Origin of the sequence: Streptomyces sp. 4N124, from assembly GCF_052245395.1 — a bacterium.
GTDB lineage: Bacteria > Actinomycetota > Actinomycetes > Streptomycetales > Streptomycetaceae > Streptomyces.
The window spans coordinates 346,473-372,839 of sequence record NZ_JBQQBS010000001.1 but is presented as its reverse complement, the minus strand read 5'-3'; the positions used below and the strand labels follow the sequence as shown (position 1 = coordinate 372,839).

General features: G+C 71.5%; 20 protein-coding genes. 9 read left to right on the top strand and 11 right to left on the bottom strand.

Annotated features, from left to right (window positions below; translation table 11 throughout):
- Positions 1-7 precede the first annotated feature (7 nt).
- The gene (locus ACTWQO_RS01675; RefSeq protein ID WP_443235367.1) at positions 8-355 is read right to left on the bottom strand and encodes a GNAT family N-acetyltransferase; all 348 of its coding nucleotides are present in this window, start codon (positions 353-355) and stop codon (positions 8-10) included.
- A 37-nt stretch (positions 356-392) separates the two neighbouring features.
- Positions 393-812 carry an aspartate 1-decarboxylase gene (gene panD / locus ACTWQO_RS01670; protein WP_443235366.1) on the bottom strand — a complete coding sequence of 140 codons (420 nt, stop codon included), beginning with the start codon at positions 810-812 and terminating at the stop codon, positions 393-395.
- 185 nt (positions 813-997) lie between these two features.
- On the opposite strand from panD, the gene ACTWQO_RS01665 reads away from it, so the two are divergent.
- Entirely contained in the window at positions 998-1,567 is a 570-nt protein-coding gene (locus ACTWQO_RS01665; RefSeq protein WP_443235365.1) for a hypothetical protein, read from the top strand.
- 2 nt (positions 1,568-1,569) lie between these two features.
- On the opposite strand, the gene ACTWQO_RS01660 is transcribed toward ACTWQO_RS01665, so the two are convergent.
- Positions 1,570-3,180 carry a serine/threonine-protein kinase gene (locus ACTWQO_RS01660; protein WP_443235364.1) on the bottom strand — a complete coding sequence of 537 codons (1,611 nt, stop codon included), beginning with the start codon at positions 3,178-3,180 and terminating at the stop codon, positions 1,570-1,572.
- Between the two features lie 30 nt (positions 3,181-3,210).
- On the bottom strand, positions 3,211-5,118 hold the full coding sequence (locus ACTWQO_RS01655) for an ABC transporter ATP-binding protein (protein WP_443235422.1): 1,908 nt from the start codon (positions 5,116-5,118) through the stop codon (positions 3,211-3,213).
- Positions 5,119-5,280: 162 nt separating this feature from the next.
- On the opposite strand from ACTWQO_RS01655, the gene ACTWQO_RS01650 reads away from it, so the two are divergent.
- On the top strand, positions 5,281-6,237 hold the full coding sequence (locus ACTWQO_RS01650) for a lysylphosphatidylglycerol synthase transmembrane domain-containing protein (protein ID WP_443235363.1): 957 nt from the start codon (positions 5,281-5,283) through the stop codon (positions 6,235-6,237).
- A 110-nt stretch (positions 6,238-6,347) separates the two neighbouring features.
- Here ACTWQO_RS01650 and ACTWQO_RS01645 read toward each other — a convergent pair whose 3' ends face one another.
- From ACTWQO_RS01645 to ACTWQO_RS01635, 3 genes are all read right to left on the bottom strand, one after another.
- Positions 6,348-7,553, bottom strand: a complete 1,206-nt coding sequence (locus tag ACTWQO_RS01645) for an NAD(P)/FAD-dependent oxidoreductase (protein WP_443235362.1) — start codon at positions 7,551-7,553, stop codon at positions 6,348-6,350.
- Complete coding sequence (locus ACTWQO_RS01640; RefSeq protein ID WP_443235421.1) at positions 7,550-8,941, bottom strand: FAD-dependent oxidoreductase; 1,392 nt, start codon at positions 8,939-8,941, stop codon at positions 7,550-7,552. Before ACTWQO_RS01640 ends, ACTWQO_RS01645 begins: the two co-directional genes overlap by 4 nt.
- Before the next feature lie 130 nt (positions 8,942-9,071).
- Positions 9,072-10,511 carry an FGGY family carbohydrate kinase gene (locus ACTWQO_RS01635; protein ID WP_443235361.1) on the bottom strand — a complete coding sequence of 480 codons (1,440 nt, stop codon included), beginning with the start codon at positions 10,509-10,511 and terminating at the stop codon, positions 9,072-9,074.
- Between the two features lie 274 nt (positions 10,512-10,785).
- On the opposite strand from ACTWQO_RS01635, the gene ACTWQO_RS01630 reads away from it, so the two are divergent.
- From ACTWQO_RS01630 to ACTWQO_RS01620, 3 genes are all read left to right on the top strand, one after another.
- Positions 10,786-11,787 carry a hypothetical protein gene (locus ACTWQO_RS01630; protein WP_443235360.1) on the top strand — a complete coding sequence of 334 codons (1,002 nt, stop codon included), beginning with the start codon at positions 10,786-10,788 and terminating at the stop codon, positions 11,785-11,787.
- A gap of 29 nt (positions 11,788-11,816) precedes the next feature.
- Entirely contained in the window at positions 11,817-13,340 is a 1,524-nt protein-coding gene (locus ACTWQO_RS01625; RefSeq protein ID WP_443235359.1) for an amino acid permease, read from the top strand.
- Positions 13,341-13,537: 197 nt separating this feature from the next.
- Positions 13,538-14,641 carry a mechanosensitive ion channel family protein gene (locus ACTWQO_RS01620; RefSeq protein WP_443235358.1) on the top strand — a complete coding sequence of 368 codons (1,104 nt, stop codon included), beginning with the start codon at positions 13,538-13,540 and terminating at the stop codon, positions 14,639-14,641.
- A 20-nt stretch (positions 14,642-14,661) separates the two neighbouring features.
- Here ACTWQO_RS01620 and ACTWQO_RS01615 read toward each other — a convergent pair whose 3' ends face one another.
- Entirely contained in the window at positions 14,662-16,200 is a 1,539-nt protein-coding gene (locus ACTWQO_RS01615; protein WP_443235357.1) for a M1 family metallopeptidase, read from the bottom strand.
- Positions 16,201-16,418: 218 nt separating this feature from the next.
- On the opposite strand from ACTWQO_RS01615, the gene ACTWQO_RS01610 reads away from it, so the two are divergent.
- The 3 genes from ACTWQO_RS01610 (at position 16,419) to ACTWQO_RS01600 (ending at position 20,917) form a co-directional block, all read left to right on the top strand.
- Positions 16,419-18,638: an NADP-dependent isocitrate dehydrogenase gene (locus ACTWQO_RS01610; RefSeq protein ID WP_443235356.1), complete on the top strand. Its 2,220-nt coding sequence runs from the start codon at positions 16,419-16,421 to the stop codon at positions 18,636-18,638.
- Between the two features lie 189 nt (positions 18,639-18,827).
- On the top strand, positions 18,828-19,619 hold the full coding sequence (locus tag ACTWQO_RS01605; protein ID WP_443235355.1) for an N-formylglutamate amidohydrolase: 792 nt from the start codon (positions 18,828-18,830) through the stop codon (positions 19,617-19,619).
- 74 nt (positions 19,620-19,693) lie between these two features.
- The gene (locus ACTWQO_RS01600) at positions 19,694-20,917 is read left to right on the top strand and encodes a cytochrome P450 (RefSeq protein WP_443235354.1); all 1,224 of its coding nucleotides are present in this window, start codon (positions 19,694-19,696) and stop codon (positions 20,915-20,917) included.
- Positions 20,918-21,019: 102 nt separating this feature from the next.
- On the opposite strand, the gene ACTWQO_RS01595 is transcribed toward ACTWQO_RS01600, so the two are convergent.
- From ACTWQO_RS01595 to ACTWQO_RS01585, 3 genes are read right to left on the bottom strand one after another with little or no spacing between them, the layout of a single operon-like run.
- Complete coding sequence (locus ACTWQO_RS01595; RefSeq protein WP_443235420.1) at positions 21,020-21,478, bottom strand: hypothetical protein; 459 nt, start codon at positions 21,476-21,478, stop codon at positions 21,020-21,022.
- 38 nt (positions 21,479-21,516) lie between these two features.
- A complete protein-coding gene (locus tag ACTWQO_RS01590; RefSeq protein ID WP_443235353.1) occupies positions 21,517-22,149 on the bottom strand; it encodes an RNA polymerase sigma factor in 633 nt (210 codons plus the stop codon).
- Positions 22,146-23,573, bottom strand: a complete 1,428-nt coding sequence (locus ACTWQO_RS01585; protein WP_443235352.1) for a S8/S53 family peptidase — start codon at positions 23,571-23,573, stop codon at positions 22,146-22,148. Before ACTWQO_RS01585 ends, ACTWQO_RS01590 begins: the two co-directional genes overlap by 4 nt.
- Positions 23,574-23,684: 111 nt before the next feature.
- Here ACTWQO_RS01585 and ACTWQO_RS01580 point away from each other — a divergent pair, with 111 nt between their 5' ends.
- On the top strand, positions 23,685-26,288 hold the full coding sequence (locus ACTWQO_RS01580) for a CHAT domain-containing protein (protein WP_443235351.1): 2,604 nt from the start codon (positions 23,685-23,687) through the stop codon (positions 26,286-26,288).
- Positions 26,289-26,367: the final 79 nt, after the last annotated feature.

Here is a 26,367-nt window from a genome sequence, read left to right as displayed (position 1 = left end):
CTGGGCCTCAGAATCGGTCGGGGTGGGCCGCCAGCCAGTCCATCGCCGCCCGCAGCAGGTCCGGGTCGGCCGCCGGGGCCTCCTCGGGGTGGCGTTCCGCCCACTTCACGACGTACGGGCAGAGCGGGGCCACGGCGATGCCCTCGCGCTCGGCGATGGCGTACAGCTCGCGCGCCAGGGAGCCCGCGATGCCCTGTCCCTCGTGGGCCGGTTCCACGATGGTGTGCACGGGGACCAGGGCGCGCCCCGGCGCTTCGAGGACGAAGTACTCGATGTGGCCGACGACTTCGCCGTCGCCGCCGAGGGCGTCCAGGCGGCCCGCCGCCCGGTCGTCGCGGATCTCGATCTCGCTCATGGGCACGCTCCTGGTCCGAAATGTGCGGCCGACGCGGTCAGGCCTGTACGGCCTGCGGGCTGCGCTCCTGGTCGGAGCCCGGCACCGGTGCGGAGGGATCGGCGCCCAGGGCCACGATCCTGTTGTCGCGGTCCACATGCACGACCCGCGGCCGCAGCGCCCGCGCCTCGGCGTCGGAGACCTGAGCGTAACTGATGATGATCACCAGGTCGCCGGGGTGCACGAGATGAGCGGCGGCCCCGTTGATGCCGACGACCCCGGAGCCGCGCTCCCCCTCGATGACGTACGTCTCCAGCCGGGCGCCGTTGGTGATGTCGACGATATGGACGAGCTCGCCGGGCAACAGGTCGGCGGCGTCGAGCAGATCGGCGTCGATGGTCACCGATCCCACATAGTGCAGGTCGGCCTGGGTGACGGTGGCCCGGTGGATCTTGGATTTGAACAGAGTACGCAGCATTCAGCACTCCCTGAGTTCGCTCCCTGCCTGCTTTTGCAGGTCAAGGGCTGTTTTCTCACCTTACAACGGCTCGTTCTCCCGATCCGTCGTCACCTGGCATTATGAGGGCGAACGGAGATCCACCCGTTCTGGGTCGCAGTGGGGGGCGAGGGGCATTGGCACGTCCGAATTCAGGTGATGATCAGTTGCACGCCCTTCACCAGCAGGGCTGGGAGGCCGCGTGTTCTCTGCACCGGCACCTGAGCAGCGGAGGAGAGTTGGCCGCGATCCCCACTCCAGGCGTGCTGCTCGAAGTGGGTGAGATCGCGTACGGCGACGTATCGGCGGACTACTCGCGCTTCTACGGCACGAATGTGACCTACAACCAGCGCTCGGGCTTCTACTTCGGGTCACCGATGTTCGTCGCCGCCGGGCTGGTCGGCGACGCGCTCGCCAACAACAGCGCCCGCAACCGGGCGCAGGCGATGGCTCAGGCGCAATGGCGCGACTTCTCCCCCTGCCGCGCGATTCTCACCGACCGTCGCATGCTGCTGCATGTCGCGGCCGAGAACCGTTGGGTGACGGTGCGGCACCACGAGATCATCAGCTTTCTTCCCGTGCTCGAACAGTGGGCGCTGTTCACCGACTACCAGCAGTGGGAGCCGATGCGGTTGGCCGGGCCGACCGTGCCATGGCTGACCGCCGCGACGATCTCCGTACTCAACCGGGGCCGGTCCGAGTACCAGCAGCTTCCTCCACTGCCTCTGCCGGACTGACGTCACTTGCTGCGCTGCAGCGTTCCGGTGTCCTCCACACTCGTCACCTTGTAGCGCAGGCTGCCGTCTTCCGAGGGGGTCAGGACGATGTCGACCTCGTCGACGCAGTTCAACGGGCTGCTCTCCTCGGTGATTTCCTCTCGGACCTGTACCGAGGTCCCGGTGTCCATGGTGAGGATCCATCGGCCGCTGCACTGCAGCGACGGGTATTCGACGGTGGCCACCTGATCGCTGAGCTTCCCGCCCGTGTAGTTCACCTTGATCGAGTAGAGGCCGCCGTCCCCCTCGCGCACGTTCCCGGTCCACTTGCCCTTGTAGTCGGCCGGGGACGCCTTCGGGGACTTCGTGGAGGAACCTGCCCCGGACGCCCCCGAGTTGGCCGAGTTCTCGTTCCCTCCGGGAAGGTTCACGGCCAGGACGATGCCGAGTACGGCGACGGCGGCCACGATGAGCACGGGGCCGACCCGGCTCTTGCGACGGCCGCCCGGCTGCAAGCCGCCCGGTACTGGCGGCATCTGCGGTGTGGTCGCCGTCATCCGTGGTGCCGGCATCGGCGGCATGGGTGTCGAGGTCGGCGTGGGTACCGGAGGCATCGGTACCGGCGTCGGAGTGCCCGGCGGCGGAGGCGGGACGCGCCCGCCCTGCATGGTCGGCAGGGCGTGCACGTTGTCCCCGCCCCGACCCGCGGCCGGGGTGTCGACCTGGGTCGGCGGCGGCTCCTCGAGGTCGAGGAGGCCGGCGGCGTGCCGGCCGAGTTCCGCGATCAGGTCGCCCGGAAGCCACGCGTCCGAGGGGGCATCCGCAGTGGCCGCGTCTGCCGTCGCCACGATCTCGGCCAGCGTGATCCGGTCCCCGGGCTGCTTGGCGAGGCACCGTCCCACCAACTCGGCCAGCGGCTCGGGCATCCCCTCCAGGTCCGGGTCGTCCTCGGTCGCCCGCAGCATGAGCGCGTGGGCGCCGCTGTCCGGGCCGCCGAATGCCTGTCGGCCTGTAGCGGCGAACACCAGCACCAGGCCGAGGCTGAACACGTCGCTCAGCCCGGTGATCTCGCCGCCCAGGATCTGCTCGGGCGACATGTACCCGGGAGAGCCGACCATCGCACCGGTGCGGGTCAGCACGCTGGCGTCCGCCGCGCGGGCGACACCGAAGTCGATCACCCGGGGTCCGTTGACCGTCAGCATGACGTTCGACGGCTTGAGGTCCCGGTGCACCAGTCCGCAGCCGTGGATGCTCTGCAGCGCACGCGCCAGACCGGCGGCCAGGTGCCACACCGACCGCTCCGGCAGCGACCCGCTGATCTCGGTCACCGCCTGGTGCAATGTGGGGCCGGCGACATACCCGGTGGCGACCCAGGGCGTCTCCGCCTCGGTGTCGGCGTCCAGGACCGGAGCCGTCCACTCCCCGCCCACCCGCCGCGCCGCCGCCACCTCGGCGCGGAACCGGCTGCGGAACTCGGCGTCGTACGCCAACTGCGCATGGACCAGCTTCACGGCGACCGTGCGCCCCCGCTGCGACCGGCCGAGGAACACCTGTCCCATGCCCCCGGCCCCGAGCCGTCGGAGCAACCGGTACTCCCCGACCTGCGCGGGATCGCCCGGCCGCAAGTTCTCCATGATCGTTTCGTCCCCCTGCTCAGCGTGGCACTACAGCTGGACGCTCATTACAACATCATCGGTTGCGTCTACGGGCGTCACATCACCGGACTCGAACTGAGTCCGGTACAGCTCCGCGTAGCGTCCCTCCTCAGCCAGCAGTTGCTCGTGCGTGCCGCGTTCCACGATGTGACCCGCCTCGACGACCAGGATCAGGTCCGCCGCCCGCACCGTGGACAGCCGGTGAGCGATGACGACGGCGGTTCGGCCCTCCAGTGCCTCCGTCAACGCCTCCTGGACGGCGGCCTCGGAGGTGTTGTCCAGGTGGGCGGTGGCTTCGTCGAGGATGACGACGCGCTGGCGGGCCAGGAGGAGCCGCGCGATGGTCATGCGCTGGCGTTCGCCGCCGGAGAGGCGGTAGCCACGCTCGCCGACGACCGTGTCGAGGCCGTCGGGAAGGGATCGTACGAGATCGGCCAGGCGGGCGCGGCGCAGGGCGTCCCACAGGTCGTCCTCGGTCGCCGTGGGGGCGGCCAGGAGGAGGTTGGCGCGGACGGTGTCGTGGAAGAGGTGGCCGTCCTGCGTGACCATGCCGAGGGTGGAGCGCAGGGAGTCGGCGGTCAGGTCACGGACGTCGACGCCGCCGATGCGTACGGCGCCCTCGTCGACGTCGTACAGGCGCGGCAGCAGTTGGGCGATCGTGGACTTTCCGGCGCCGGAGGAGCCGACGAGGGCGACGGTCTGGCCGGGTTCGGCGCGGAAGGAAATGCCGTGCAGGACCTCGTCGCCGCCGCGGGTGTCGAGCGATGCCACTTCTTCCAGGGAGGCCAGGGAGACCTTGTCGGCGGAGGGGTAGGCGAAGCGGACGTTCTCGAAGGCGACGGCGACCGGGCCGTCGGGCACCTGCCGTGCGTCCGGTCTGTCCTCGATCAGCGGCTTCAGGTCGAGGACTTCGAAGACCCGCTCGAAGCTGACCAGGGCGCTCATCACCTCGACGCGGGCGCCGGCGAGCGCGGTCAGCGGTGCGTAGAGGCGGGTCAGCAGCAGCGCCAGCGCGACGACGGCGCCCGGCTCCAGCGTGCCGCGCAGGGCGAACCAGCCGCCGAGGCCGTAGACGAGGGCGAGTGCGAGGGCCGACACCAGGGTGAGGGCGGTGATGAACGCCGACTGCGCCGTGGCCGTCCGTACGCCGATGTCCCGGACCCGGCGGGCGCGGGCCGCGAACTCCTCGGACTCCTCCTCCGGGCGGCCGAAGAGCTTGACCAGGGTGGCACCCGGCGCCGAGAACCGCTCGGTCATCCGGGTGCCCATCGCCGCGTTGAGCGTCGCGGCCTCCCGCTGCATCCGGGCCATGCGGCTGCCCATCCGCCGAGCGGGGACGACGAACACCGGGAGCAGGACGAGCGAGAGCAGCGTGATCTGCCAGGACAGGGTGAGCATGACGGCGAGCGTGAGCACGAGGGTGACCAGGTTGCTGACCACGCCGGACAGGGTGTTGCTGAACGCCCGCTGCGCGCCGATCACATCGTTGTTGAGACGGCTGACGAGCGCCCCCGTACGAGTGCGTGTGAAGAACGCGACCGGCATGCGCTGCACATGATCGAACACAGCCGTCCGCAGATCGAGGATGAGCCCCTCCCCGAGCGTCGCCGACAACCGTCTGCCGAGGATGCCGAGTACCGCCTCGACGACCGCGATGAGCGCGATGAGGAGCGCGAGGCGTACGACGGTTCCCTCGTCGTCGCCCGTCACGATCGCGTCCACGACGTAGCCGGCCAGGACGGGTGTGGCGACGGCGAGCAGGGCCGTGACCACCCCGAGTCCCACGAAGCGAACGATGCGCACACGGTGCGGGCGGGCGAACGCGCCGATACGGCGCAGCGTCGCACGGGCGAGGGGACGGCGCTCCTGCTGGGCGCTCATGACACTCTGCAGCTGTGTCCAGGCTGTGATCTCCATACTCATGAGAGGGACCGTAGGACCTCAACCATCCTTGAGGTCAACGCCTTATCGGCACCGTCCGGGCACACAACGGATGCGAGGCCGTGCCCGGGGTGTCAGCCTCCGTCCCCACTCCCGCAACCTGCCGTTGTCCTGGCGCGGAGAACCTCTCACGATGTGATGGTCGTGCGTCTTCCCCGAGGCCTCAAGCGCCTCCCGTACCGGCAGATACTGATGCTGGTCCCGCTCGCGCTCGTGCTGTGGGTCGCCGTGCGCCACTGGTCCGTGCTCGTGGCGGGCTTCGGACATCTGCGCCATGCCGAGTGGCCGTGGCTGCTGGCCGCCGGCGCGGCCACCTGCGGCACCTGGGTCGCCGCGTCCGCCGCCCGGCAGGGCGCGCTCGTCGAGCGGCTGCCGGTACGGCGGCTGCTGGCCACGCAGTTCGCGGCGGGCGCCGCCAACCACCTGCTGCCGACCGGCCTCGGGGCGAGCGCGGTCAATCTGCGGTTCATGGCGGTGTGCGGTGTTCCGCTGGCCCGCTCCTCGGCCGCGGTCGCCCTCTATCTGCTGGCGGAGTCGATCGCCCGTGTGGGCATGCTGGCGGCCCTGCTGATCGCCTTCCCGCACGCGCTGCAACTCGGCTCGCTCCTGCCGGAAGGCGCGGTGGGCCCGTTGCTGATCGGCATCGGCGTGGTGGCCGCCGTCGCGCTGCTGGTCCTGCTGCTCGTACGGAAGCTGCGCACCGTCGTCTTCACCTTCCTGCGGACCGCGCTGGGCGAGGCGAGGGCCGTGCACACCCGGCCCTGGCGCGCGGTGGCCCTGTGGGGCGGCTCGCTCGCCTTCCCCGCCCTGCAGGCGGCCGGACTGGTCGCGGTGGGGCTGGCGTTGGGGCTGCCGGTGCCGCCCGCGTACATGGTGGTCGCGTATCTGGCGGCGACGGTCGCGGTCGCGCTGATACCGACGCCCGGCGGCATCGGTTCCGTCGAGGCGGCGCTGATCGTCGCCCTGGTCGCGGCGGGCGGACCGGTCGCCGTGGCCACGGCTGTGGTGCTCGCGTACCGGATCATCACCGTCTGGGTGCCGATCGTGCCGGGGGCGTTGACGCTGGGGGCGCTGGTGCGGATGAAGGTCATCTGAGATAGCGCCATGACGGGTCGTTGATCGTCTGCGGGCTCGTCGTGGCTGGTCGCGCCCACGCGGCGGAGCCGCATATAGATACAGCCCCGCGCCCCTTCGGGGCGCTGCCCTCACCGGACTCTCACGCGCACCGGGCCGCCCTTCGGGTCGATCCGGTGGGTCCAGCGTGCGGTGAGGGTCAGTCGGCGGTTCAGGAGGACCGCTCGGTACAGGATGCGGTCGTCCTGCGTGATGTGCAGGGTAGGGCGGATGAGCGGGGCCGTCGCGCGCAGGACGTATGAGAGGCGGTCGGCCGGGGTGACGCGGTTCGGGGCGATCCAGCGCAGGGGCGGGTCGACCACGAGGGGGACGCCTTCGGCCCACTCCTCGCCCGCGAGCCATGACCGGACGGCGATTGCCGCATGCGCACCCTCGCGGGCCGCCGTACCCGCGCTCTCCACGGGGTGCAGCACACTGCCGACGGCGAACACGCCCGGGCGCTCCGTGCGCAGCGCCCCGTCCACGGCGGGCCCGCGTGTGCCGGGATCGAGCGGCACTCCCCCGCGGCGGGCGAGTTCGTGGTCGGGTACGAAGTCACCGGTGAACACGACCGTGTCGCCGGGCAGCACGGCCGTACGGCCGTCGCGGTGGCGTACCCGGACGCCGGACAGGCGCCCGTGGCCGAGGAGTTCGGTGACCGTGGTGCCGGTGAGGAGCGGGATGCCGTGGCGGAGCCTGGCGTCCTGGGCGCGGACGGGGGCCGTCTGGGCACGCGGGAGTTCCGCGACCATGGCGACGACGTCGGCTCCCGCGGCCCGTACGGTGTCGGCGGCGGCATACGAGACGTCCTCCGCGCCGACCACGACTGCCCGGGTGCCGATCCGCTGCCGGTACAGGTGGACGGCCTGCTGGAGTTCGCCGGTGGTGTAGACGCCGGCGGGCCGGGTGCCGGGCACCAGCCGTGCGGTGCGCGGGCGTTCGCGGGCACCGGTGGCCAGCACGACCGCCCGTGCGGTGATCGTCTCCGGTCCGTGCGGGCCGACCGCGGTGAGCGTGAGCGGGCCGGTCCAGTCGAGGGCGGTCACTCCGGTCCGTACGACGGCTCCGGCTCTGGTCGCGGCGTCGGTGAGCCGGCGGGCGTACGCCAGCCCGGTCAGCGGATGCAGCAGCGTGCCGAAGCCGCCGTGCGCGCAGTGCCGGGGTACGCCTCCCGCCTGCTGCTCGCGCTCCAGCACCTCGACGTGGCCCACGCCGGCGGCGGTGAGACGGGCGGCTGCCGCGAGTCCGGCGGGGCCCGCGCCGACGACCAGGACATCGATCCAGCGCTCGGACGTCATGCGCCGGCTCCCTCGAACAGCGCCCGTACGGCCGCACCGCAGTAGAAGCCCTGGCAGCGGCCCGCCCTGGCCCGGGTACGGCGGCGCAGTCCGTCCATGCTGCGGGGCGGGATCGTACTGGCGAGGGCGTCGCGGATCTCGCCTCGGGAGACGCGCTCGCAGTGGCAGACGAGGGTGCCGTACTCCGGGTCGGCGGCGATGAGTTCGGGCCGCTGGTGCGGGCGGGGGAAGGCCTCGCCGAGGTTCGGCATGCGCACCGGCTCCAACTCCCGTGCCGGACCCGGATCGAGGCCGATGTCGGTGAGCAACTTGGTGACATGGGCGGCGATGGCGAGCGAGGCGGTGAGGCCGGTGGAGCGGATGCCGCCGACCGTGACGTAGGACTGCCCTGCGTAGGCACGGATGCGGTAGTCGTCGTGCTCGGTGGCGGCGCGCAGCCCGGCGTAGACGGCGGTGATCTCCTCGTCGAGCAGTTCGGGCAGGATGCGGCGGCCCTTGTCGCGTAGTAGCTGAAGCCCGTCCGCGGTGGAGTGCGTGGCTCCCTTGTCGTCCAAGTCTTCGGCGGTGGGGCCGAGGAGCACGTTGCCGTAGACGGTGGGGGCGACCAGCACGCCCTTGCCCAGCGCTGTGGGGACGGGCAGCAGGATGTGGCCGACCAGGCCGCGGGCGAACTTGTCGAAGACGATGAGCTGGCCGCGGCGCGGGGTGACGGTGAAGTCGTCGTGGCCGAGCTGCCGGTCGAGTGTGTCGGCGTGCAGTCCGGCCGCGTTGACCAGCCAACGGGCGCTCAGTGTGCCCCGGTCGGTGCCGAGGACGTGCGTGTCGTTCTGCCGGCTCAGGTTCTCCACACGGCAGTTGAGGTGCAGGTCTACTCCGTGCCGGACGGCCTGGGTGGCGTAGGCGAGTGTCGTCGTCCAGGGGCAGATGATGCTCTCGCCGGGCACGTGCAGCGCGGCGAGTGCGCCGGGGCCGAGGTGCGGTTCGCGTTCGTAGAGGTCCGTCGGGCCGAGGATGCGGGTGGCGTGGTAGTCGTTGCGTTCGGCCTTCTCGACGAGTCGGGGCAGCGCGGCGAGCTGTTCCTGGTCCCAGGCGACGAGGAGGGCGCCGGTCGTTTCGACGGGGATGCCGGACTCGGCTGCGTACGCGGCGAGTTGACGGGAGCCCTCGCGTACGAGCCGGGCTTCGAGGGAGCCGGGCGCCGCGTCGAACCCGGTGTGCAGGATCGCGGTGTTGGCCTTCGAGGTGGCGTCGCCGACGTCGTCCCGGGCCTCTACGAGGGCGACGCGGAGGTGGGGGTGGCGGGCTAGTGCGCGGGCGATGGCGCAGCCGACCACACCGGCGCCGACGATCGCGACGTCGTAGGTCAGCGAGGGCAGCGGCCCGGTCATGCGGGCGCTCTGCTCGCTGACGCCGGCGTCAGGCAGCGCCCGAAGGGGCGCGGGGAACTGCGCGACCAGCCACAACGCGCCCGCAGACGCTCGACGGCCCATCGCCCCACCCCCCGCGGAGCGCATCGGCTCACGTCGGCCCCCGGTCGAGCAGCGCCGCGACTTCCCGGCGGAACCCGGAGAGCCGTTCGGCGGCCTCGTCCGCGCTGATCTGTGGCTCGTACACGGCCGACGGTTTCCAGTCGGGCAGCGCCTCGGCGACTGTCAGCCCCGGTTCGGCGCCCAGCCGGGCCAGCGCGCCCACGCCGAGCGCGGTCGCGTCCGGCAGGGCGGACACCTCGACGGGGCGTTGCAGCAGGTCGGCCTGGGTCTGCATGAGGAGGGTGGAGCGGGTCAGACCGCCGTCGACGCGGAGTACCGAGAGGGACTCGCCCAGATCGAGCGCGGCGGCCTCGGCGAGTTGCGCGACCTGCGCGGCGATGCCCTCACACAGGGCGCGCACCAGGTGCCCGGCGGTGGTGTCGAGGCCGAGTCCGGTGAGCGAGCCGCGCAGGTCGCCGCGCCACCATGGGGCGGCGAGTCCGGCCAGCGCCGGGACGAAGGTGACGCCGCCGCTGTCAGGCGCCGAACCGCCCACCGGATCAAGGTCCGCGGCGCCCTTGATGACGCCCAGGTCGGTGAGCCAGCGTACGGCGGACGCGGCCGTGTACACCTGGCCGTCGAGGCAGTAGCTGGTGTGTCCGCCGAGGCGCCAGGCGACACAGCTGACCAGCCCGGAGGTGCCCCGGCGCGGGGTGTCGCCGGTGTGGGCGAGCAGGAACGCCCCGGTGCCGTAGGTGCACTTGGCGCCGCCGGGCTCGGTGATCCGCTGGGCGAGCAGGGCGGCCTGCTGGTCGACGACGAGGCCGGTGAGCGGGATGGCGTGGCCGAAGGCGGTGGTCGTGCCCACCGGTCCGGCGACGTCGACGACTTCGGGGAGCCGTTCGTCCGACAGCCCGTAGAGGTCGAGGGCGCGCGGTGACCAGGACGTGCGGTCGAGGTCGAGCAGTTGGGTGCGGCCCGCGGTGGCCGCGTCGGTGACGTACGCGCCGGTGAGCCGGTGCACCAGCCAGGCGTCGGAGGTGGTGACGACTCCCTCGGCGGTCCGGTGCCGTCGTATCCACGCCATCTTGGGCGCGGCGAAGTACGGGTCGAGCGGCAGCCCGGTCAGCTCCCGCAACTCCTCGTCGTGGTCGGCGAGTTCGGCGCACACGCTCTCGGCGCGTCGGTCCTGCCAGACCAGCGCGTCGGTCAGCGGGCGGCCGGTGTCCGGGTCCCAGGCGAGGACGGTCTCGCCCTGGTTGGCCAGGCCCAGCGCGGTGACCGGCTCCCGTGCCTCGGCCAGGGCGCCGCTCGCGGCCTCGACGACGGAGGCGTACAGCTCGCCGGGGTCGACCTCGACCAGCCCGCCGGGCAGATGGCGGGGTCGTACGGCGGCGAAGCCGGTGCCGATGACGCCGCGTTCGGGGCAGATCACCAGGGCCTTGGTACCGGAGGTGCCCTGGTCGACGGCGAGGACCGGACCTGTCATCGCACCTCTCCCGTCGAATCCCGTCGAAGCGCTGGGCGATCACCGTGCGCCAGCCTGCCGCCGCTCCGCACGTCCCGTCAAGCAGGGCCGACCCATGGTGAACCGGCCATCCTCGCAATGGAGTTCGAGAGGATCACGAAACCGTCAGCGATGCGGAATCTCCGCCTCTATAGTGACCGCCGAACCGCGCGACTCCTCAACTGCCGCCCGGAGGAGGGCTGTTGTTACTCCAGTCTGCCGTCCCGACCTGCCCTCTTCCGGGGACGGGCGACTGATGGCCAGAGAAGGAGCACGCCCCGCCTACGATCCCGCCGGCCACGACTCCGCGCTGCGCGCCACCCTCCAGGAGCTGCGCACCGGCCGCTGGATGGCGATGCGCGGTCTCCTGCTGGAGACCAGGGAGTGGTGGCAGTGGACGCAGCGCACCCAGGTCCTCGCGACCGCGGCGGCCGGCACCGACGTGGTGCGGGCCTGGCTGTCCGAGGAGCCGCACAGCGTCCCGGCCGTCGTGATGCACGCCCGGGTCACCGTGGAACGCGCCCTGCGGGCACACCGGGAGGAGCACCGCCGTACGCACGAGCTGTGGCAGGAGGCATGGCAGGCGTGCGAGACGGCGACGCGCACCGCACCGCACGACCCGGTCCCCTGGGTGTGCCTGCTGGCGCTGGCCCAGCTGGACCGGGGCCGGCGCTGGTCCGAGCACCGCTGGGAACCGCCCGAGCCGATGCTGCCGCCGGGCCCGTGGGGGCTGCTCGCGGAGGCCGACAAGCGTGACCCGTACAACCGCGAGGCCCACCACCGGATGCTGCAGTTCCTCTACGGGCGCGGCGCCAACGGGCGGCTGGCGGAGGCGTCCGGGTATGCGCACTGGGCCGCGGACTCGGCGCCGCCGGGCTCGGCGCTGCATGTCCTGCCGCTGTATGTGCGGGTGGAGCGCTACCGCCGCTCGGGTGGGCGGGACGCCGCGCTCGATCTGCACTGGGTGGCGGAGGACGCCACCCGCGAGGCACGCCAGGCGTTCCGCTCCTGGTTTGAACTCAGCCGTCCTGCCGAGCGCTCCCTGCTGGACCTCAACCACCTTGCCCACGCCCTGTGGGGCGCGCTCCGGTTCCCGGACGCCGCCCGGGTGTTCGACGCGCTGGGCCCGTACTGGACGCCTGTCCCCTGGGCCTACCGCACCTCCGACGGGGGCGACCGGAGCCAGGCGGTGGAGGTCTTCCTCCAGGCGCGCGCCCGCACCCGGTCGGCCGCGGACGACTTACGCCCACACCCCTGACCCCGTCCTCTCCCGGAGGTAGGTTCCGCATGTCCCGCACCCCCGCTCCGTCCGGCGTCCCGCCCCACGACGAGGAACAGCGCCTGCGTGAACTCGGCTACCGCCCCGTGCTCGCCCGTCGTATGGGCGGCTTCGGCAACTTCGCCATCAGCTTCTCCGTGATCTCGATCCTGTCCGGCTGCATGACCCTGTACGGCTTCGGCATGGGCGCCGGCGGTCCCGCCGTGATGCTGTGGGGCTGGGCCGGTGTCGGCCTGTTCGTGCTGTGTGTCGGACTCGCGCTGGCGGAAGTCACGAGCGCGTACCCGACCTCGGGCGCCCTGTACTACATGGCCGACCGGCTCGGTGGCCGGCGCTGGGGCTGGTACACGGGCTGGCTGAATCTGCTCGGTCTGCTGGGCGCGATCGCCGGCATCGACTACGGGGCCGCCCTGTTCACCGGCGCGTTCATGAACCTCCAGTGGGGCTTCGAGCCGACGCCGGAGAAGACGTTCCTGATCTTCATGGTGATCCTGCTGCTGCACGCCACGCTGAACCTGTTCGGCGTCCGGCTGGTCAGTGTCCTCAACTCCATCAGCGTGTGGTGGCACCTCGCCGGTGTGGCGGTCATCGTCGGCGCGCTGGCCATCGTCCCCGACCACCACCAGTCGCCGTCCTTCGTCTTCACCGAGTTCGTCAACGACACCGGCTGGTCCAACCCCGTCTACGTCGCCGCGATCGGCCTGCTGCTCGCGCAGTACACCTTCTCCGGCTACGACGCGTCCGCCCACCTCTCCGAGGAGACCTCCAACGCCTCGGTGTCGGCGGCCCGCGGCATCGTGCGCGCCATCTGGGTCTCCTGGATCGCGGGCTTCGTGCTGCTCGCGGGCCTCACCTTCGCCATCCAGGACTACGACGCCACACGCGCCAGCGAGACCGGCGTGCCGCCCGCGCAGATCCTGCTCGACGGCCTCGGCACGGACGGAGCGAGCGCCCTGCTGCTCGTGGTGATCGTCGCCCAGCTGTTCTGCGGCAACGCGGAAGTGGCCGCGGCCAGCCGCATGGTCTTCGCGTTCAGCCGGGACCGCGCGCTGCCGGGCTCCCAGCTGTGGCGCAAGGTCAGCAGCCGCACCCAGACCCCGGTCGCCGCCGTCTGGCTGTCGGTGGCGGTCGCCTGCGTCCTCGCCCTGCCGTCCCTGTACTCGGCGACGGCGTACGGCGCGGTCACCGCCATCAACGTCATCGGCATCACGCCCGCCTACGTCATCCCCGTGTTCCTGCGGCTGCGCGCGGGCGACCGCTTCCAGCCCGGACCCTGGAACCTGGGCCGGTGGAGCAGGCCCATCGGCTGGACCGCGGTGGCGTGGGTGGCCTGTGTGACGGTGCTGTTCTGCCTGCCCCAGTCGTCTCCAGTGACGGTCGACACAATGAACTACGCCTCCGTCGCCCTCGCTGTCGTACTCGTCCTCGCCACGGTGTGGTGGTTCGTCGCCCGGCGTTCGTACGGAACGCCCACCACAGCGGCCTACGGCGACGACCGGGAACAGGCCGAACTGGCCGAGGGAATCGTCTGAGCTGCGCGATCCGGGCATCGGTCCAGGTACGAACTCCTGTGCCCGATACGGCAGGATGAGCCCTCGCGCCGGACATCGAAGGACCTGTCCGGCGCGAGGCGCACATCACGGAAGCGAGCAGGTGACCACGTGACGAGACTTCACATCCGGCTGTCGGCGAGGAATGTCCCCGCGGATCTTCTCACCGGAGGTGACCGGTGAACCGCGAACTCACCATGCACGACTTGGTCATCGCCGGTATCGCGATGGCCGCGGGCCTGCTGGCGGCGTTCCTGCTGCGGATGCTGCTGCGCTGGCTGGGCAAGCACGCGGACCGCACCCGCTGGACTGGCGACGAGGTCATCGTCGCCGCGCTGCGGACCGTGGTCCCGTGGGCCGCGGTGGTGGCCGGCGCGGCGGCCGCGGCGGCGGCGCTGCCGCTCACCAGGACGGTTCATCGCAACGTCAACCAGGGCCTGACCGTTCTGCTGATCCTCGTCGTGACGATCTCGGCGGCCCGGATGGTCGCCGGCCTGATCCGCACGGTCACCCAGGCCCGCTCCGGGGTCGCCGGGTCGGCGACGATCTTCGTCAACATCACCCGGGTCGTGGTCATGGCGATCGGCTGCCTGGTGGTGCTGCAGACGCTGGGTATCTCCATAGCCCCGCTGCTCACCGCCCTCGGTGTCGGTGGTCTCGCGGTCGCCCTGGCGCTTCAGGACACGCTCGCCAACCTCTTCGCGGGCATCCACATCCTCGCCTCGAAGACCGTCCAGCCCGGTGACTACATCCGCCTCAGCAGCGGCGAGGAGGGCTATGTCACCGACATCAACTGGCGGCAGACCACCGTCCGCAACCTCTCCAACAACCTGGTCATCATCCCCAACGGCCAGCTGGCGGGGACGAACATGACCAATTACAACCGCCCCGAGCAGGACCTGACCATCCTGCTCGGGGCGGGGGTCGCCTACGACAGCGACCTGGAGCACGTGGAGCGGGTCACCATGGAGGTGATCGCCGAGGTGATGACCGAGATCACCGGCGCCATGCCGGACCATGAGCCGGCGGTGCGCTTCCACACCTTCGGCGACTCGCGCATCGGGTTCACGATCATCCTGGGCGTCGGCGAGTTCAGCGACCAGTTCCGGATCAAGCACGAGTTCATCAAGCGCCTGCACAAGCGCTACCACGAGGAGGGCATCCGCATCCCCTCCCCGACCCGCACGGTGGCCCTGCAGCAGGGCGCGGTGTCGATTCCGCAGCAGCGCGGCGCGGAGATCGTGGTCGAGCCGGGCGAAATCCCCTCCGCCCGGCTCGGCTGATTCCTTACTCGACTGATTCCTTACAGGGTGGCCGAGTTGTCGTGGTGCCCGTCCGTCCGGTTCTCCGGCCGCCGCAGTGACGAGCTCGGCGGGGTCACCGTCCAGTCGGGGTGGCCGGACATCCGCGGGGTCTTCGTGCCGTAGAGCCAGTCCCGCAGGAAGCCGGACAGGTCACGGCCGGAGACCTCCGAGGCGAGGGCGATGTAGTCGTCCGTGGACGCCGAGGAGTTGCGGAAGCGGTCCAGGAAGGCGCGCTCCACGGCGTTGAACGCGGTCTCCCCGATCTCGTTGCGCAGGGCGTAGAGCACGAGGACGCCGCCGAGGTAGCGCTGGGAGTCGAAGAGGTTGGCCGCGTTCGGGGCGGCGACCGGGCCCGAGTCGCGGCGCCACTGGTCGCCCTGCGCGTAGGTGTGCTTCATCCGGGCCTCCATCGTGGTCATGCCGATGGAGTCCGGCCAGCCGCGCTCGTAGCGGTAGAGCAGCCCGTAGAAGTCGGCGTGGCCCTCGTTGATCCACAGGTCGGCCCAGGTGGCCGGGGAGACCAGGTTGCCGAAGTAGGAGTGGACCAGCTCGTGCATCATGTGCGAGCCGATCCTGGGCTCCTCCTGGAGGAGGTAACCCGGCCGGTACACCGTGAGGGTCTGCGTCTCCAGGCCGGTGAACCCACCGGGGAGTTCGGAGATGTCGGCGTTGACCGGCAGCAGACCGTACGTCTCGAAGGGGTAGGCGCCGAGTCGGGCCTCGAGCCAGCCGACCAGGTTGGGCGTGAGCGCGAGCGCCGGTTCCAACGCGGTGGCCCGCGAGACGGGGACGACGTCCCGCAGCGGCAGCCCGTGCGGCCCCTGGCGTTCCTTGATCAGATAGTCGCCGACGGTGACCTGCACGACCTCGGTGGCGATGGGCGAGCGAGAGCGGTACGTGTACGCGGCCCGGCCGCCGTCCAACTTCTCGGTGCGGACGAGCCGGCCGCTGGCGACGCCGCGCAGCCCGTCCGGCACGGTGATGCGGAAGGTGAAGTCGGCCTTGTCCGAGGGGTGGTCATTGCACGGGAAGACGGTGTGTGCCGAGTCCGGCTGGGGGCAGACGGCGAAGCCGTCCGGGGTGGGGATCCACGCCGTGTGCGCGAGGGTGCGGCGCGGGTCCGCCGTGTACGTCACGGCGACGGCGACCTTCTTGCCCGCAGGCAGGCACCGGGCGGGCGTGACCCGCAGCTTCTCGTCGGCCTGCTCGAAGGCGGCCGTGCGGCCGGCCACGGTGACGGTGCGTATGTCCAGGCCGAGGGCGTCCAGGGAGAAGCGGGTCAGCTCCTGGGTGGTGGTGATCTTCAGGGTGGCCGTGGCGTCGACGAGCTTCGTCGTGGCGTCGTAGGCGAGGTCGAGGTGGTAGGCCGACACGCGGTAGCCGTCGTTACCGAGGCTCGGGTAGACGGGGTCCCCCAACGTCTCCGGGCCGGGCGTGCCCGTGGCTGCCGGGGCCGCGTGCGCCTGGGCGCCGACGGACAGGGCCGCGGCGGTGCCGATCAGGGCGGCCGGGGCGGTCACTCTGCTGCGATATCTCATGGTCCGCTTTCGCTCGGGCGGCCGGGTGGTCAGGTCCGGCCGTCGGATGAAGTGCGATCGAAGTGCGATCAAGGTGCACGATCACAAGATCAGACGCTTGGGATCGCTCAGAAGATGCACAGAATCCGCGAAACCGTGCGAGGACCCCTGTCGAGCCGAGGTCGACCACGAGATATCTTGATGTCGAGCAATGTTGCAGACGTGGAGCGGAGCACCCGGTGACTGACTCGACCATCATCTATACGCACACTGACGAGGCCCCGGCCCTGGCAACGTATTCCTTCCTGCCGGTGGTCCAGGCGTACGCCTCGCAGGCGGGTGTCGCCGTTCAGACGCGGGACATCTCGCTGGCCGGCCGCATCCTCGCGGTGTTCCCGGAGTACCTCACCGAGGACCAGCGCATCCCGGACGCCCTGCACGAGCTGGGCGAGCTGGCCAAGACGCCCGAGGCCAACATCATCAAGCTGCCGAACATCTCGGCGTCCATCCCGCAGCTCAAGGCCGCGATCGCCGAGCTGCAGGCGCATGGCTACGCGCTGCCGGCCTACCCGGACGACCCGAAGACCGACGAGGAGCGGGAGATCCAGGCCCGCTACGACAAGATCAAGGGCTCCGCGGTCAACCCCGTCCTGCGTGAGGGCAACTCCGACCGCCGCGCCCCCGCCTCGGTCAAGAACTACGCCAAGACCCACCCGCACCGCATGGGCGCCTGGAGCTCCGACTCCAAGACGAACGTGGCGACGATGGGCGTCGACGACTTCCGGTCCACCGAGAAGTCCGTCGTGATCTCCGAGGCCGGTTCGCTCCGTATCGAGCTCAAGGGCGACGACGGCTCCACCACCGTTCTGCGTGAGTCCGTACCCGTCCTCGAGGGCGAGGTCGTCGACGCCTCCGTGATGCGCGTCGCCGCGCTGCGCGAGTTCCTGACCGCGCAGGTCGCCCGGGCCAAGGCGGAGGGCGTGCTGTTCTCCGTGCACCTCAAGGCCACGATGATGAAGGTCTCCGACCCGATCGTCTTCGGCCACGTGGTCCGCGCCTTCTTCCCGAAGACGTTCGCGCAGTACGGCGACAAGCTCGCCGCCGCCGGTCTGACCCCGAACGACGGTCTGGGCGGCATCTACAAGGGCCTGGAGTCCCTGCCCGAGGGCGCCGAGATCAAGGCCTCCTTCGACGCCGAGCTCGCCGAGGGCCCGGAGCTGGCGATGGTCGACTCCGACAAGGGCATCACCAACCTGCACGTGCCGTCCGACGTCATCGTCGACGCCTCCATGCCGGCCATGATCCGCACCTCCGGCCACATGTGGGGCCCCGACGGCCAGGAGGCCGACACCCTCGCGGTGCTGCCGGACTCCTCCTACGCCGGTGTCTACCAGGCCGTGCTCGACGACTGCCGCGCCAACGGCGCCTACGACCCGTCGACCATGGGCTCCGTCCCGAACGTCGGCCTCATGGCGCAGAAGGCCGAGGAGTACGGCAGCCACGACAAGACCTTCGAGATCCCGGTCACCGGCACGGTCCGGCTGGTCGACCAGAACGGCGACGCCGTCATCGAGCAGACCGTCTCCGCCGGTGACATCTTCCGCGCCTGCCAGACCAAGGACGCCCCGATCCGCGACTGGGTCAAGCTGGCCGTCACCCGCGCCCGCGCCACCGGCGCCCCGGCGGTGTTCTGGCTGGACGAGACCCGCGCGCACGACGCGCAGCTGATCGCCAAGGTCAACGCGTATCTGGCGGAGCACGACACCGAGGGCCTGGACATCCGCATCCTCGCCCCGGTCGAGGCCACCAAGCTGTCGGTGGAGCGCATCCGCCGCGGCGAGAACACGATCTCGGTGACGGGCAACGTCCTGCGTGACTACCTCACCGACCTGTTCCCGATCCTGGAGCTGGGCACCAGCGCCAAGATGCTGTCGGTCGTGCCGCTGATGGCGGGTGGCGGCCTGTTCGAGACGGGCGCCGGCGGCTCCGCGCCGAAGCACGTCCAGCAGCTGGTCAAGGAGAACTACCTGCGCTGGGACTCGCTCGGCGAGTTCTTCGCGCTGGTGCCGTCTCTGGAGCAGTACGCCGACTTCACCGGTAACTCCCGCGCGAAGGTCCTCGCCGACGCCCTCGACCGCGCCACGGCGACCTTCCTCAACGAGGACAAGTCCCCGACCCGTCGCGTCGGCGGCATCGACAACCGCGGCAGCCACTTCTACCTGTCCCTGTACTGGGCGCAGGAGCTGGCCAAGCAGACCGACGACGCCGATCTGGCGAAGGCGTTCGCGTCGCTCGCGGAGACGCTCGCCGCGAGCGAGCAGAAGATCGTCGAGGAGCTGAACGCGGTGCAGGGCAACCCGGCGGACATCGGTGGCTACTACCAGCCCGACCCGGCGAAGGCCGCGGCGGTGATGCGGCCGTCCGTGACGTGGAACGAGACGCTCGCGTCGCTGAGCTGACGTAGGGGCGGGGTTTTACGGCCCGCTTGTGTTCCGTTCCGCCCCGGTCGGTGTCCCGGCCGGGGCGGAGCCGTACGCGGTGCCGGGTGCGGGGTGGGTCGCGCAGCCCGGCGCTGACGGGGTGCCGCCTGCGCCCACCCGTGCCGCCCCAGGCGGCACGCATGCCCGCAGCTTGTGAGGAGTCTCCCGATGTCCCGCCACTCACCGCCCTCCTTCGAGCTGCTGCCCGGTGCCGAAGACTCCCCCGTGATCCTCCATGTGCCGCACGGGGCGCGGGACATACCGGCTGACGTGCGCTCGGGCATTGTGCTGGACGATGACGCGCTGGAGCGGGAGCTCGATCGCATCACCGACGCGTACACGGCTGAACTCGCGGACGCGGCGGCCGAGTTGTGCGCCGGTACGCCCTGGCGGTTCGTCAATCGGCTCTCCCGGCTGGTCGTCGATCCGGAGCGGTTTCCGGACGAGCGGGAGGAGATGCTCGCCGTGGGGATGGGTGCCGTGTATACGCGGACCACTCAGCGGGGTGTGCTGCGGGCGGACGGCACCGACCCCGAGCCCTTGATCGACACGTACTTCCGACCGTACGCACAAGCCATGACGGACTGCGTGGCGGATCGGCTGGAGGCCGCCGGGCGGGCCGTGATCATCGATGTGCACTCCTATCCCAGCGCCCCGCTGCCGTACGAGCTGCACGGATCGGGGCCCCGGCCGCCCGTCTGTCTCGGTACCGACTCCTTCCACACGCCGCCCGAGCTGGTGGCCGCCGCCCGGGAGGCGTTCGGGGAGGTGGGACTGGACAGCCCGTTCAGCGGTACGTATGTGCCGCTGGAGTTCCACCGGGCCGAGCCGCGGGTGAGCGCACTGATGGTGGAGATCCGGCGGGACACGTACATGACGGAGCCGGGCGGGCCTGCGGGGAGCGGGCTGTCCCGGCTCGCCTCGGCGCTGGCGCGGCTCGTCGACGCCGTGCCGCACTGACCCTCCGACCCTTCGGCCCTCCGGCTGGAGCACTCCCGCGCGACAGACGGGGCGGGGGCGGTGAGGGTGGGGGCATGACCGAGGAGACGACCACCACGCTCACCGACCAGGCCCCGCCGCCGGTACGGGACTGGCCCGCGCTCGACCTGAACGGGACGGAGTTCGACCCGTTTCTCGCGGACCTCATGCGCGAGGGCCCGCTGACCCGCATCCGGCTGCCGCACGGCGAGGGGTGGGCGTGGCTGGCCACTCGCTACGACGACGTGAAGATGATCACCAACGATCCGCGGTTCGGCCGGGCGGAGGTGACGAAACGTCAGGTGACGCGGATGGCCCCGCACTTCAAGCCCCGGCCGGGTTCGCTCGCCTTCGCCGACCAGCCCGACCACAACCGGCTGCGCAAGGCAGTCGCCGGTGCGTTCACCGTGGGTGCGATGAAGCGGCTGCGGCCCCGGGCGCAGGAGATCCTCGACGGCCTGGTGGACGGCGTCGTCCAGGACGGGCCTCCCGCGGATCTCATCGAGCGGGTGCTCGAGCCCTTCCCGATCAACCTGGTCAGCGAGGTCATGGGCGTACCCGCCGCCGACCGGGAGCAGGTGCACGCCTGGACGCGGCAGATCATCTCCACGTCCGGTGGCGCGGAGGCCGCCGATCGTGCGAAGAACGGCATGTACTCCTGGATCACGGAGACGATCCGCGGCGGTGGCAGCGGGGGCGACGATGTGTACTCGCTGCTGGGCACCGCCGTCGGGCGCGGCGAGATCAGCGAGACGGAGGCGGTGGGCCTCGCCGGTCCGCTGCAGATCGGCGGCGAGGCCGTCACCCACAACTGCGGCCAGATGCTCTACCTGCTGCTCACCCGGCCCGAGCTCATGGAGGGGGTGCGCAGCAGGCCCGAGGTACGGGACGCCGCCCTGGACGAGTTGCTGCGGTACATCCCGCACCGCAGCTCCGTCGGCCTGGCCCGTATCGCCCTGGAGGACGTCGAGTTGCGCGGCCGGCGCATCGCCGCGGGCGATGCCGTCTACGTCTCCTACCTGGCCGCCAACCGCGACCCGGAGGTCTTCCCCGAGCCGAACCGGATCGACCTCGACCGCGCCCCCAACCCGCACCTGGCCTTCGGCAACGGCTCGCACTACTGCACCGGTGCCGTCCTCGCCCGCCTGCAGACCGAACTGCTCATCGACACACTGCTGGACCGGCTGCCGGGTCTGCGACTCGCCGTCCCCGCCGACCAGGTCGTCTGGCGCCGCAAGACGATGATCCGCGGGCCGCAGACCCTGCCGTGCGCGTGGTGAGTCGGGCGGTTCCGAGCGTGCCGGGCATCGCGCCCCGACCCCGCCCGCGCCCGGCCGGCCGGGCGGCTCCCTGACTCTCCCGAGGCGCGCCCGCCCACCCCGTCAGGCCCGCAGCCACTCCGTGACGACGACCTCGCCGCCGGTCCGCAGCCTCAGGGCGAACGGGCCGGTCGGGGGTGCGTCGCTGGTGAAGCGGCCCATGTCGTCGGAGGTGAGTGTGGTGGGCGGAGCGGCCGACGGGCCGCTGAGCACCTCGATGCTCGCCGACTGCGGCGGCAGCACCTGGCCCAGCAGCCCCTGCCCGGTGACCTCCACGTCGACGGTCACGTCCCCCGAGCGGAAGGTCAGCATCCGCGGCGCGTCCGTGACCCCTCTGACCGGGATCGCGTCGATCAGCGAGTCGAACGTTAACTCAGCCAGCCGGGCGTCGAGGTCGCGCAGCGCGTACGCCTCGACGGCGCTGCACCGCAGTTCCGCCGGGACGGGGTCGAGGATCGCGGCGGCCTGGCGGAGTTCGTCCAGCAGGCCGTCGGCCAGGTCCTCGTCCAGCCCTTCTTCCAGCCCTTCTTCGTCGCCGAAGCGCTCGTCGTCGGTCTCGTTCACAACGCTCCCTCGAGTCGGGCCCTCAGGCGTCGCAGACAGCGCTGGCGCAACGGCCCGATGCTGCCCACGGCGATGCCCAGTGCGGCGGACACCTCCTGGTAGCTGGGCGGCGGTGTGGCCATCAGCATCCGCAGCAACTGCCTGCAGCGCTCGCCCAGTTCCTCGAACTCCTGCCACAGCCGCCGGATGCGCTCGGTCTGGGCCGCGGCGTCCTCCGAGTCGATGACCGACTGCTCGGGCGTGCGGTCCTCGCTGACCCGGTCCAGCAGCTGGGCGTCGTCCGTGGGAGTCAGCCGCCTCAAGCTCTTGAGCACCTTCAGCGACTCGTGCCGTGCGGTGCTGGCCAGCCACGCCCCTGCCTTCTGGGGCTCTCGGATGCGTCCGAGATGCTGGGCGAAGCGGAACCACACGGTCTGGTACACCTCGTGCGCGTCGGCGTCGGAGAGCCGGTGCGCGCGCACGACGGACCACACCAGCGGGCTCAGCCCTTCCACCAGCGCCTTCCAGGCCGCCGCGTCGCCGTCGACGGCTGACTGGACGAGCGCGCCGACATCTGCACGGTCCACGGCCCCACCCCTCGTGTACGGCACGTCATGGTACGCCGTGGAAGGGGCGGTTCCGGCAGTCATGCGCCTGCCGGGTGCTGGACGACCGGAACCGGGCGCCAGGTCGACGGACGCAGCGCCGGTACGTGCGCCCCGCGCACCTCGGCGAACTCGGTGTTCGCGGCGAGCAGCTGCCGTCGGGCGGCGCGGGCGTCGGCCTCCTTGTGCGCGGTCATATGGGCGGCGACCAGACCGGCGGCCACGGGAGTGGCGAACGAGGTCCCGCTCCAGTGCGCGAACCCCTCGAACATCACCTGGTCGGGCTTGGCCGAACCCGAGGTCAGTTCACCGGTGTGGCGGGGGTGCACGCAGGTGCACAGGTAGGAGAAGCCGAACCGGCAGGCGTCGTACGTGGTGTGCTGGTACACGTACGGCACGGGAGCGTCGAAGCCGATGAGCGGGCTCGTCAGTTGCTCGCCGGGGGCGTAGACCTTGACCCAGGAACCGTGGTTGGTGAAGCAGGCGCCGAACTCGCCGTCGCTGCGCAGCGCGCCGACCGACAGCACGACGTCCTGGTAATCGGGCAGGTCGGCGTAGGCGGCGGGCCAGAACGGCGTGGCGCTGGCGTTGTTTCCGGCGGCGGCGACGAGGAGGGTGCGGGGCTGGTTCCGCAGTGCCTGCATGAAGTTCTCCACGCCGAGCAGCCCGGTCGCGGTGCCGTTCGGCGTGCCCGCGGAGAGGCTGATGATGTCCGGCCAGCCATGCCGGTCGACGGCGTCGAAGAGCTTCTCGCCGAACTCTGACTCCAGGATGGCGCCCGCGTCGTTGAGCGTGTTGCTGACGTCGATGTCCGTGTTGGGCGACAGGGCCGCGACGAGTCCGGCGATGAACGTGCCGTGGCCGACGTACTGCTGGAGGATTCCGTTCTCGTCGCACTCCTTGATCTGGGCGTCCCCCTGCACATGCGCCATGAGCGGGTAGGAGCGGTAGTCGTGCACCAAGCCGGTGTCGATGACCAGCACGCCGACGGCCGTGTCCGGGTCGTACGACGCCTCGGCGGCGGACGGGTTGGGCGTCTGGCTGAGCAGGGCGGGCACGGGCTCCGCCGGATTGCAGGCGTTGACCGTCGTGGACACCACATGGTTACGGCTGACCAGCTTGCGCCCGGTGCGCTCTTCCGCCCCCCGCAGGGCACGCAGGGCGCCCGCGACGGCACGGTCACCGCGGCGGTCCCCGTGGCCGGGGTCGCCGACCTGGATGCGGGTGATACCGGACCGGTTGGTCTCCGGGCCCGCCCGGCGCACCCGCTCCGAGGTGAGGCCGGTGGCCTCGGTGAAGTGCGTGCGCACGGTCTCCTCGACGACCCGGGCCTCCTCCCCGTCGCGGGCGAGGACGACGCCCTTCTCGTAGAAGAACTCGGCGGAGTCGTCCGGCCCCATCGCCAGCGGCACGTCGGGCATGGAGCGCTGGATCTGGTCGAACTGCTCATGGAATCGCTGAGGTGCCATCGCGTGTCCCCTCCCACAGAGGCGTCGGTCGTCAGTCAGAGTCACTGAGCCGTCGCTTGATACAGCGCCAAACCCGTGTGGCGTGTATCCGCGGCCACTACCATCCATTGGGTGACAGCGGGAAGCGACTCGGTTCTCGAACTGCTGCCGATGGTGTTCGCCTCACCCAAAGAGGCTCTGGCGCGGGCGGAACAGGTGCTCGCCGACGATCCCTCACCGCTGCACGCCAGTGTCGCCCACCATGTGATCGGCATGTGGCAGCGGGACTTCGGCGACCTGCGGATCGCCCTGCGGCATCTGCGGCGCGCCCGCGATCTGGCGGCACGCGCCGGATCGGCCGACCGGGAGGCCGACGTCCTGGGCACCCTCGGCGTGGCGCTCGTCCACGCGGGCAGCACCCGGCAGGGCCTGGAGGCGTTCGAGCGGGGTGTCGCGCGCGGCACGGGACTCACCCGGGCGCGGGTGCTGTACCGCCGGGCCTACGTCTGGTGGGTGCTGGGCCATCACCGGGAGGCGCTGGAGGACGTACGCCGGGCCATCCCCGTGCTGCGGCAGGCCGACGATGTCATCTGGACGGCGCGGGCGCTGACGCTGCGGGCGACCGTGCATCTGGCGCTCGGCGCGGTGGAGCGGGCCGAGGCCGACTTCACCGCCGCCGAGGCGCTGTGGGACACCACCGGCCAGGAGCACGACAAGGCGGACGCGGTGGAGAGCCGGGGGCTGGCCGCGTTCCGGTCGGGGGACGTGCCGGCCGCGCTACGGCTCCTGGACGAGGCCGAAGAGCGGTACGCGAAGCTCGGCACGCCGACGTTCATGCTCAACATCCGGCGCTGCGAGGTCCTGATGGCGGCCGGTCTCGCCCCCGAGGCGCTCGCCGAGGCCGACACGGCCATAGGGGTGCTCGACGGCATCGGCGGGCAGTCCACGCGGAAGGCGGAGCTGCTGCTGGCCGCCGCCCGCGCGGCACGGCTCGCGGGTGATCCGCAGACCGCGATCGCCCGCGCGGATCTGGCCGTACGACTGTTCGCGGCGCAGCGGCGCACCTGGTGGGAGACGCATGCCCGGCTGGTGCTGATCGAGGCGCGGGTGGCCGCCGGACGGGCCTCGGGCCGTCTCGTCGCGGACGCCGCCGCGGTGGCGGACCGGCTGGCCGCGTTCGGCGCGCCGGCCGCGCCCGAGGCATCCCTGCTCGCGGGCCGTATCGCCCTTGAGCTGGGCTGGCGGACCGACGCGGAACGGCACTTGACCGTCGCGGCCCGCAGCCGGCACAGCGGGCCGCCGCTGGCGCGGCTGACAGGCTGGGCGGCACAGGCCCTGCGCGCGCAGGCCGCCGGTTCCGGCCGACGGGTGCTGGAGGCGTGCCGGCGCGGTCTCGACGTACTCGACGACCATCGGATGACGCTCGGCGCCTCGGAGTTGCGGGCCCGCGCCACCGCGCAGGGCGCCGAGCTGGCCGCGCTCGCCCAGCAGGCGAGTCTGCTCGCCGGCGGGCCGCGGCAGCTGCTGGTGTGGAGCGAACGCTGGCGGTCCACCGTGCTGTCGGCGCCACCCACCCGGCCACCCGCCGACCCGACGCTGCAACGCGGCCTCACCGCCTACCGGGAGATCGCCGCACGCGCGGAGGCCGCCCGCATGGACGCCCGGCCCGTTCCGGCTCTGGAGCGTGAACAGCGGCGGCTGGAACGGGAGATCCGCTCCCGCACCCTGCACATCCGCGGCGACGCGCCCGGCGACGGGTCCTCCTTCGACCCGGCCCGGCTGCTGGAGCGGCTCGGCGAGGTGCGGCTGGTCGAACTCGTGGTGCTCGACGGACGCGTCCATGTGCTGCTGTGCGGACAGGGGCGGGTCAGGCGGTACGAGGCCGGGCTGCTCGCGGACGCGGTCGTCGAGGCCGAGCACGTACAGGCCGGGCTGCGGCGGCTGGCGCATCCGGGGGCGGAGGGCCGGCTGCCAGTGGTCGAGGCGGCGGGGCGGCGGCTGGAGGAGCTGCTGCTCGGCCCGGCTGCCGCGCATCTGGGCTCCGGCCCGGTCGTGGTGGTGCCGCCGGGCCGGCTGCACCGGGTGCCGTGGGCGCTGCTGCCGTCGCTGCGGGAGCGGGTGCTCAGCGTGTCGCCGTCGGCCAGCAGCTGGCTGCGGGCGCGGGAGACCGAGCCACCGCCGGGTGGCCGTCATGTCCTGGTGCGCGGACCAGGGCTCGCCACCGGCGGTGCGGAAGTGCCGGAACTGGCCGACCGGTACGGCACGTCGACGGTCCTGGAGCACGACCACGTGCGCGTGCCGCGGGTCCTGGAGGAACTGGACGGGGCGGCGCTGGCCCATATCGCGGCGCACGGCACCTTCCGTGCGGACAGTCCGCTGTTCTCCTCGCTGCGGATGGCCGACGGGCCGCTCATCGTGCACGACTTCGAACGGCTGGACCGCAGCCCGTATCGGATCATCCTGTCCAGCTGCGACACCGCGCGGCTGGCGTCCGTCGGTGCGGATGAACTCCTTGGTCTGGTCACGGCGCTGTTGCCGCTGGGGACGGCCGGGGTTGTTGCGAGCAGTGCGCCGGTCAATGACGCGGCGGTTGTGCCTCTTATGGTCGCCTTGCACAAGGGGCTGAGCGTCGGTCTGACGCTGGCCGAAGCCCTGCGGGATGCTCGGGGGGCGCTGCCCGGGGATGCTGTGCATCAGGCTACGGGGTGGGCTTTCTCGGCGTTCGGGGCGGCTTAGCTCCGCTGGTGGGTTGTTCTTTGGCTGCGGGTCGGTGGGGGCTTGTCGCGCAGTTCCCCGCACCCTTATGGGGCGCTGC

Bases quoted from the DNA above. Each gene is read 5' to 3' on its own strand.
- ACTWQO_RS01675 (WP_443235367.1), bottom strand. From the start codon at position 355: ATGAGCGAGATCGAGATCCGCGACGACCGGGCGGCGGGCCGCCTGGAC.
- panD (WP_443235366.1), bottom strand. From the start codon at position 812: ATGCTGCGTACTCTGTTCAAATCCAAGATCCACCGGGCCACCGTCACC.
- ACTWQO_RS01660 (WP_443235364.1), bottom strand. From the start codon at position 3,180: ATGGAGAACTTGCGGCCGGGCGATCCCGCGCAGGTCGGGGAGTACCGG.
- ACTWQO_RS01655 (WP_443235422.1), bottom strand. From the start codon at position 5,118: ATGGAGATCACAGCCTGGACACAGCTGCAGAGTGTCATGAGCGCCCAG.
- ACTWQO_RS01650 (WP_443235363.1), top strand. From the start codon at position 5,281: ATGGTCGTGCGTCTTCCCCGAGGCCTCAAGCGCCTCCCGTACCGGCAG.
- ACTWQO_RS01645 (WP_443235362.1), bottom strand. From the start codon at position 7,553: ATGACGTCCGAGCGCTGGATCGATGTCCTGGTCGTCGGCGCGGGCCCC.
- ACTWQO_RS01640 (WP_443235421.1), bottom strand. From the start codon at position 8,941: ATGACCGGGCCGCTGCCCTCGCTGACCTACGACGTCGCGATCGTCGGC.
- ACTWQO_RS01635 (WP_443235361.1), bottom strand. From the start codon at position 10,511: ATGACAGGTCCGGTCCTCGCCGTCGACCAGGGCACCTCCGGTACCAAG.
- ACTWQO_RS01630 (WP_443235360.1), top strand. From the start codon at position 10,786: ATGGCCAGAGAAGGAGCACGCCCCGCCTACGATCCCGCCGGCCACGAC.
- ACTWQO_RS01625 (WP_443235359.1), top strand. From the start codon at position 11,817: ATGTCCCGCACCCCCGCTCCGTCCGGCGTCCCGCCCCACGACGAGGAA.
- ACTWQO_RS01615 (WP_443235357.1), bottom strand. From the start codon at position 16,200: ATGAGATATCGCAGCAGAGTGACCGCCCCGGCCGCCCTGATCGGCACC.
- ACTWQO_RS01605 (WP_443235355.1), top strand. From the start codon at position 18,828: ATGTCCCGCCACTCACCGCCCTCCTTCGAGCTGCTGCCCGGTGCCGAA.
- ACTWQO_RS01600 (WP_443235354.1), top strand. From the start codon at position 19,694: ATGACCGAGGAGACGACCACCACGCTCACCGACCAGGCCCCGCCGCCG.
- ACTWQO_RS01590 (WP_443235353.1), bottom strand. From the start codon at position 22,149: ATGACTGCCGGAACCGCCCCTTCCACGGCGTACCATGACGTGCCGTAC.
- ACTWQO_RS01585 (WP_443235352.1), bottom strand. From the start codon at position 23,573: ATGGCACCTCAGCGATTCCATGAGCAGTTCGACCAGATCCAGCGCTCC.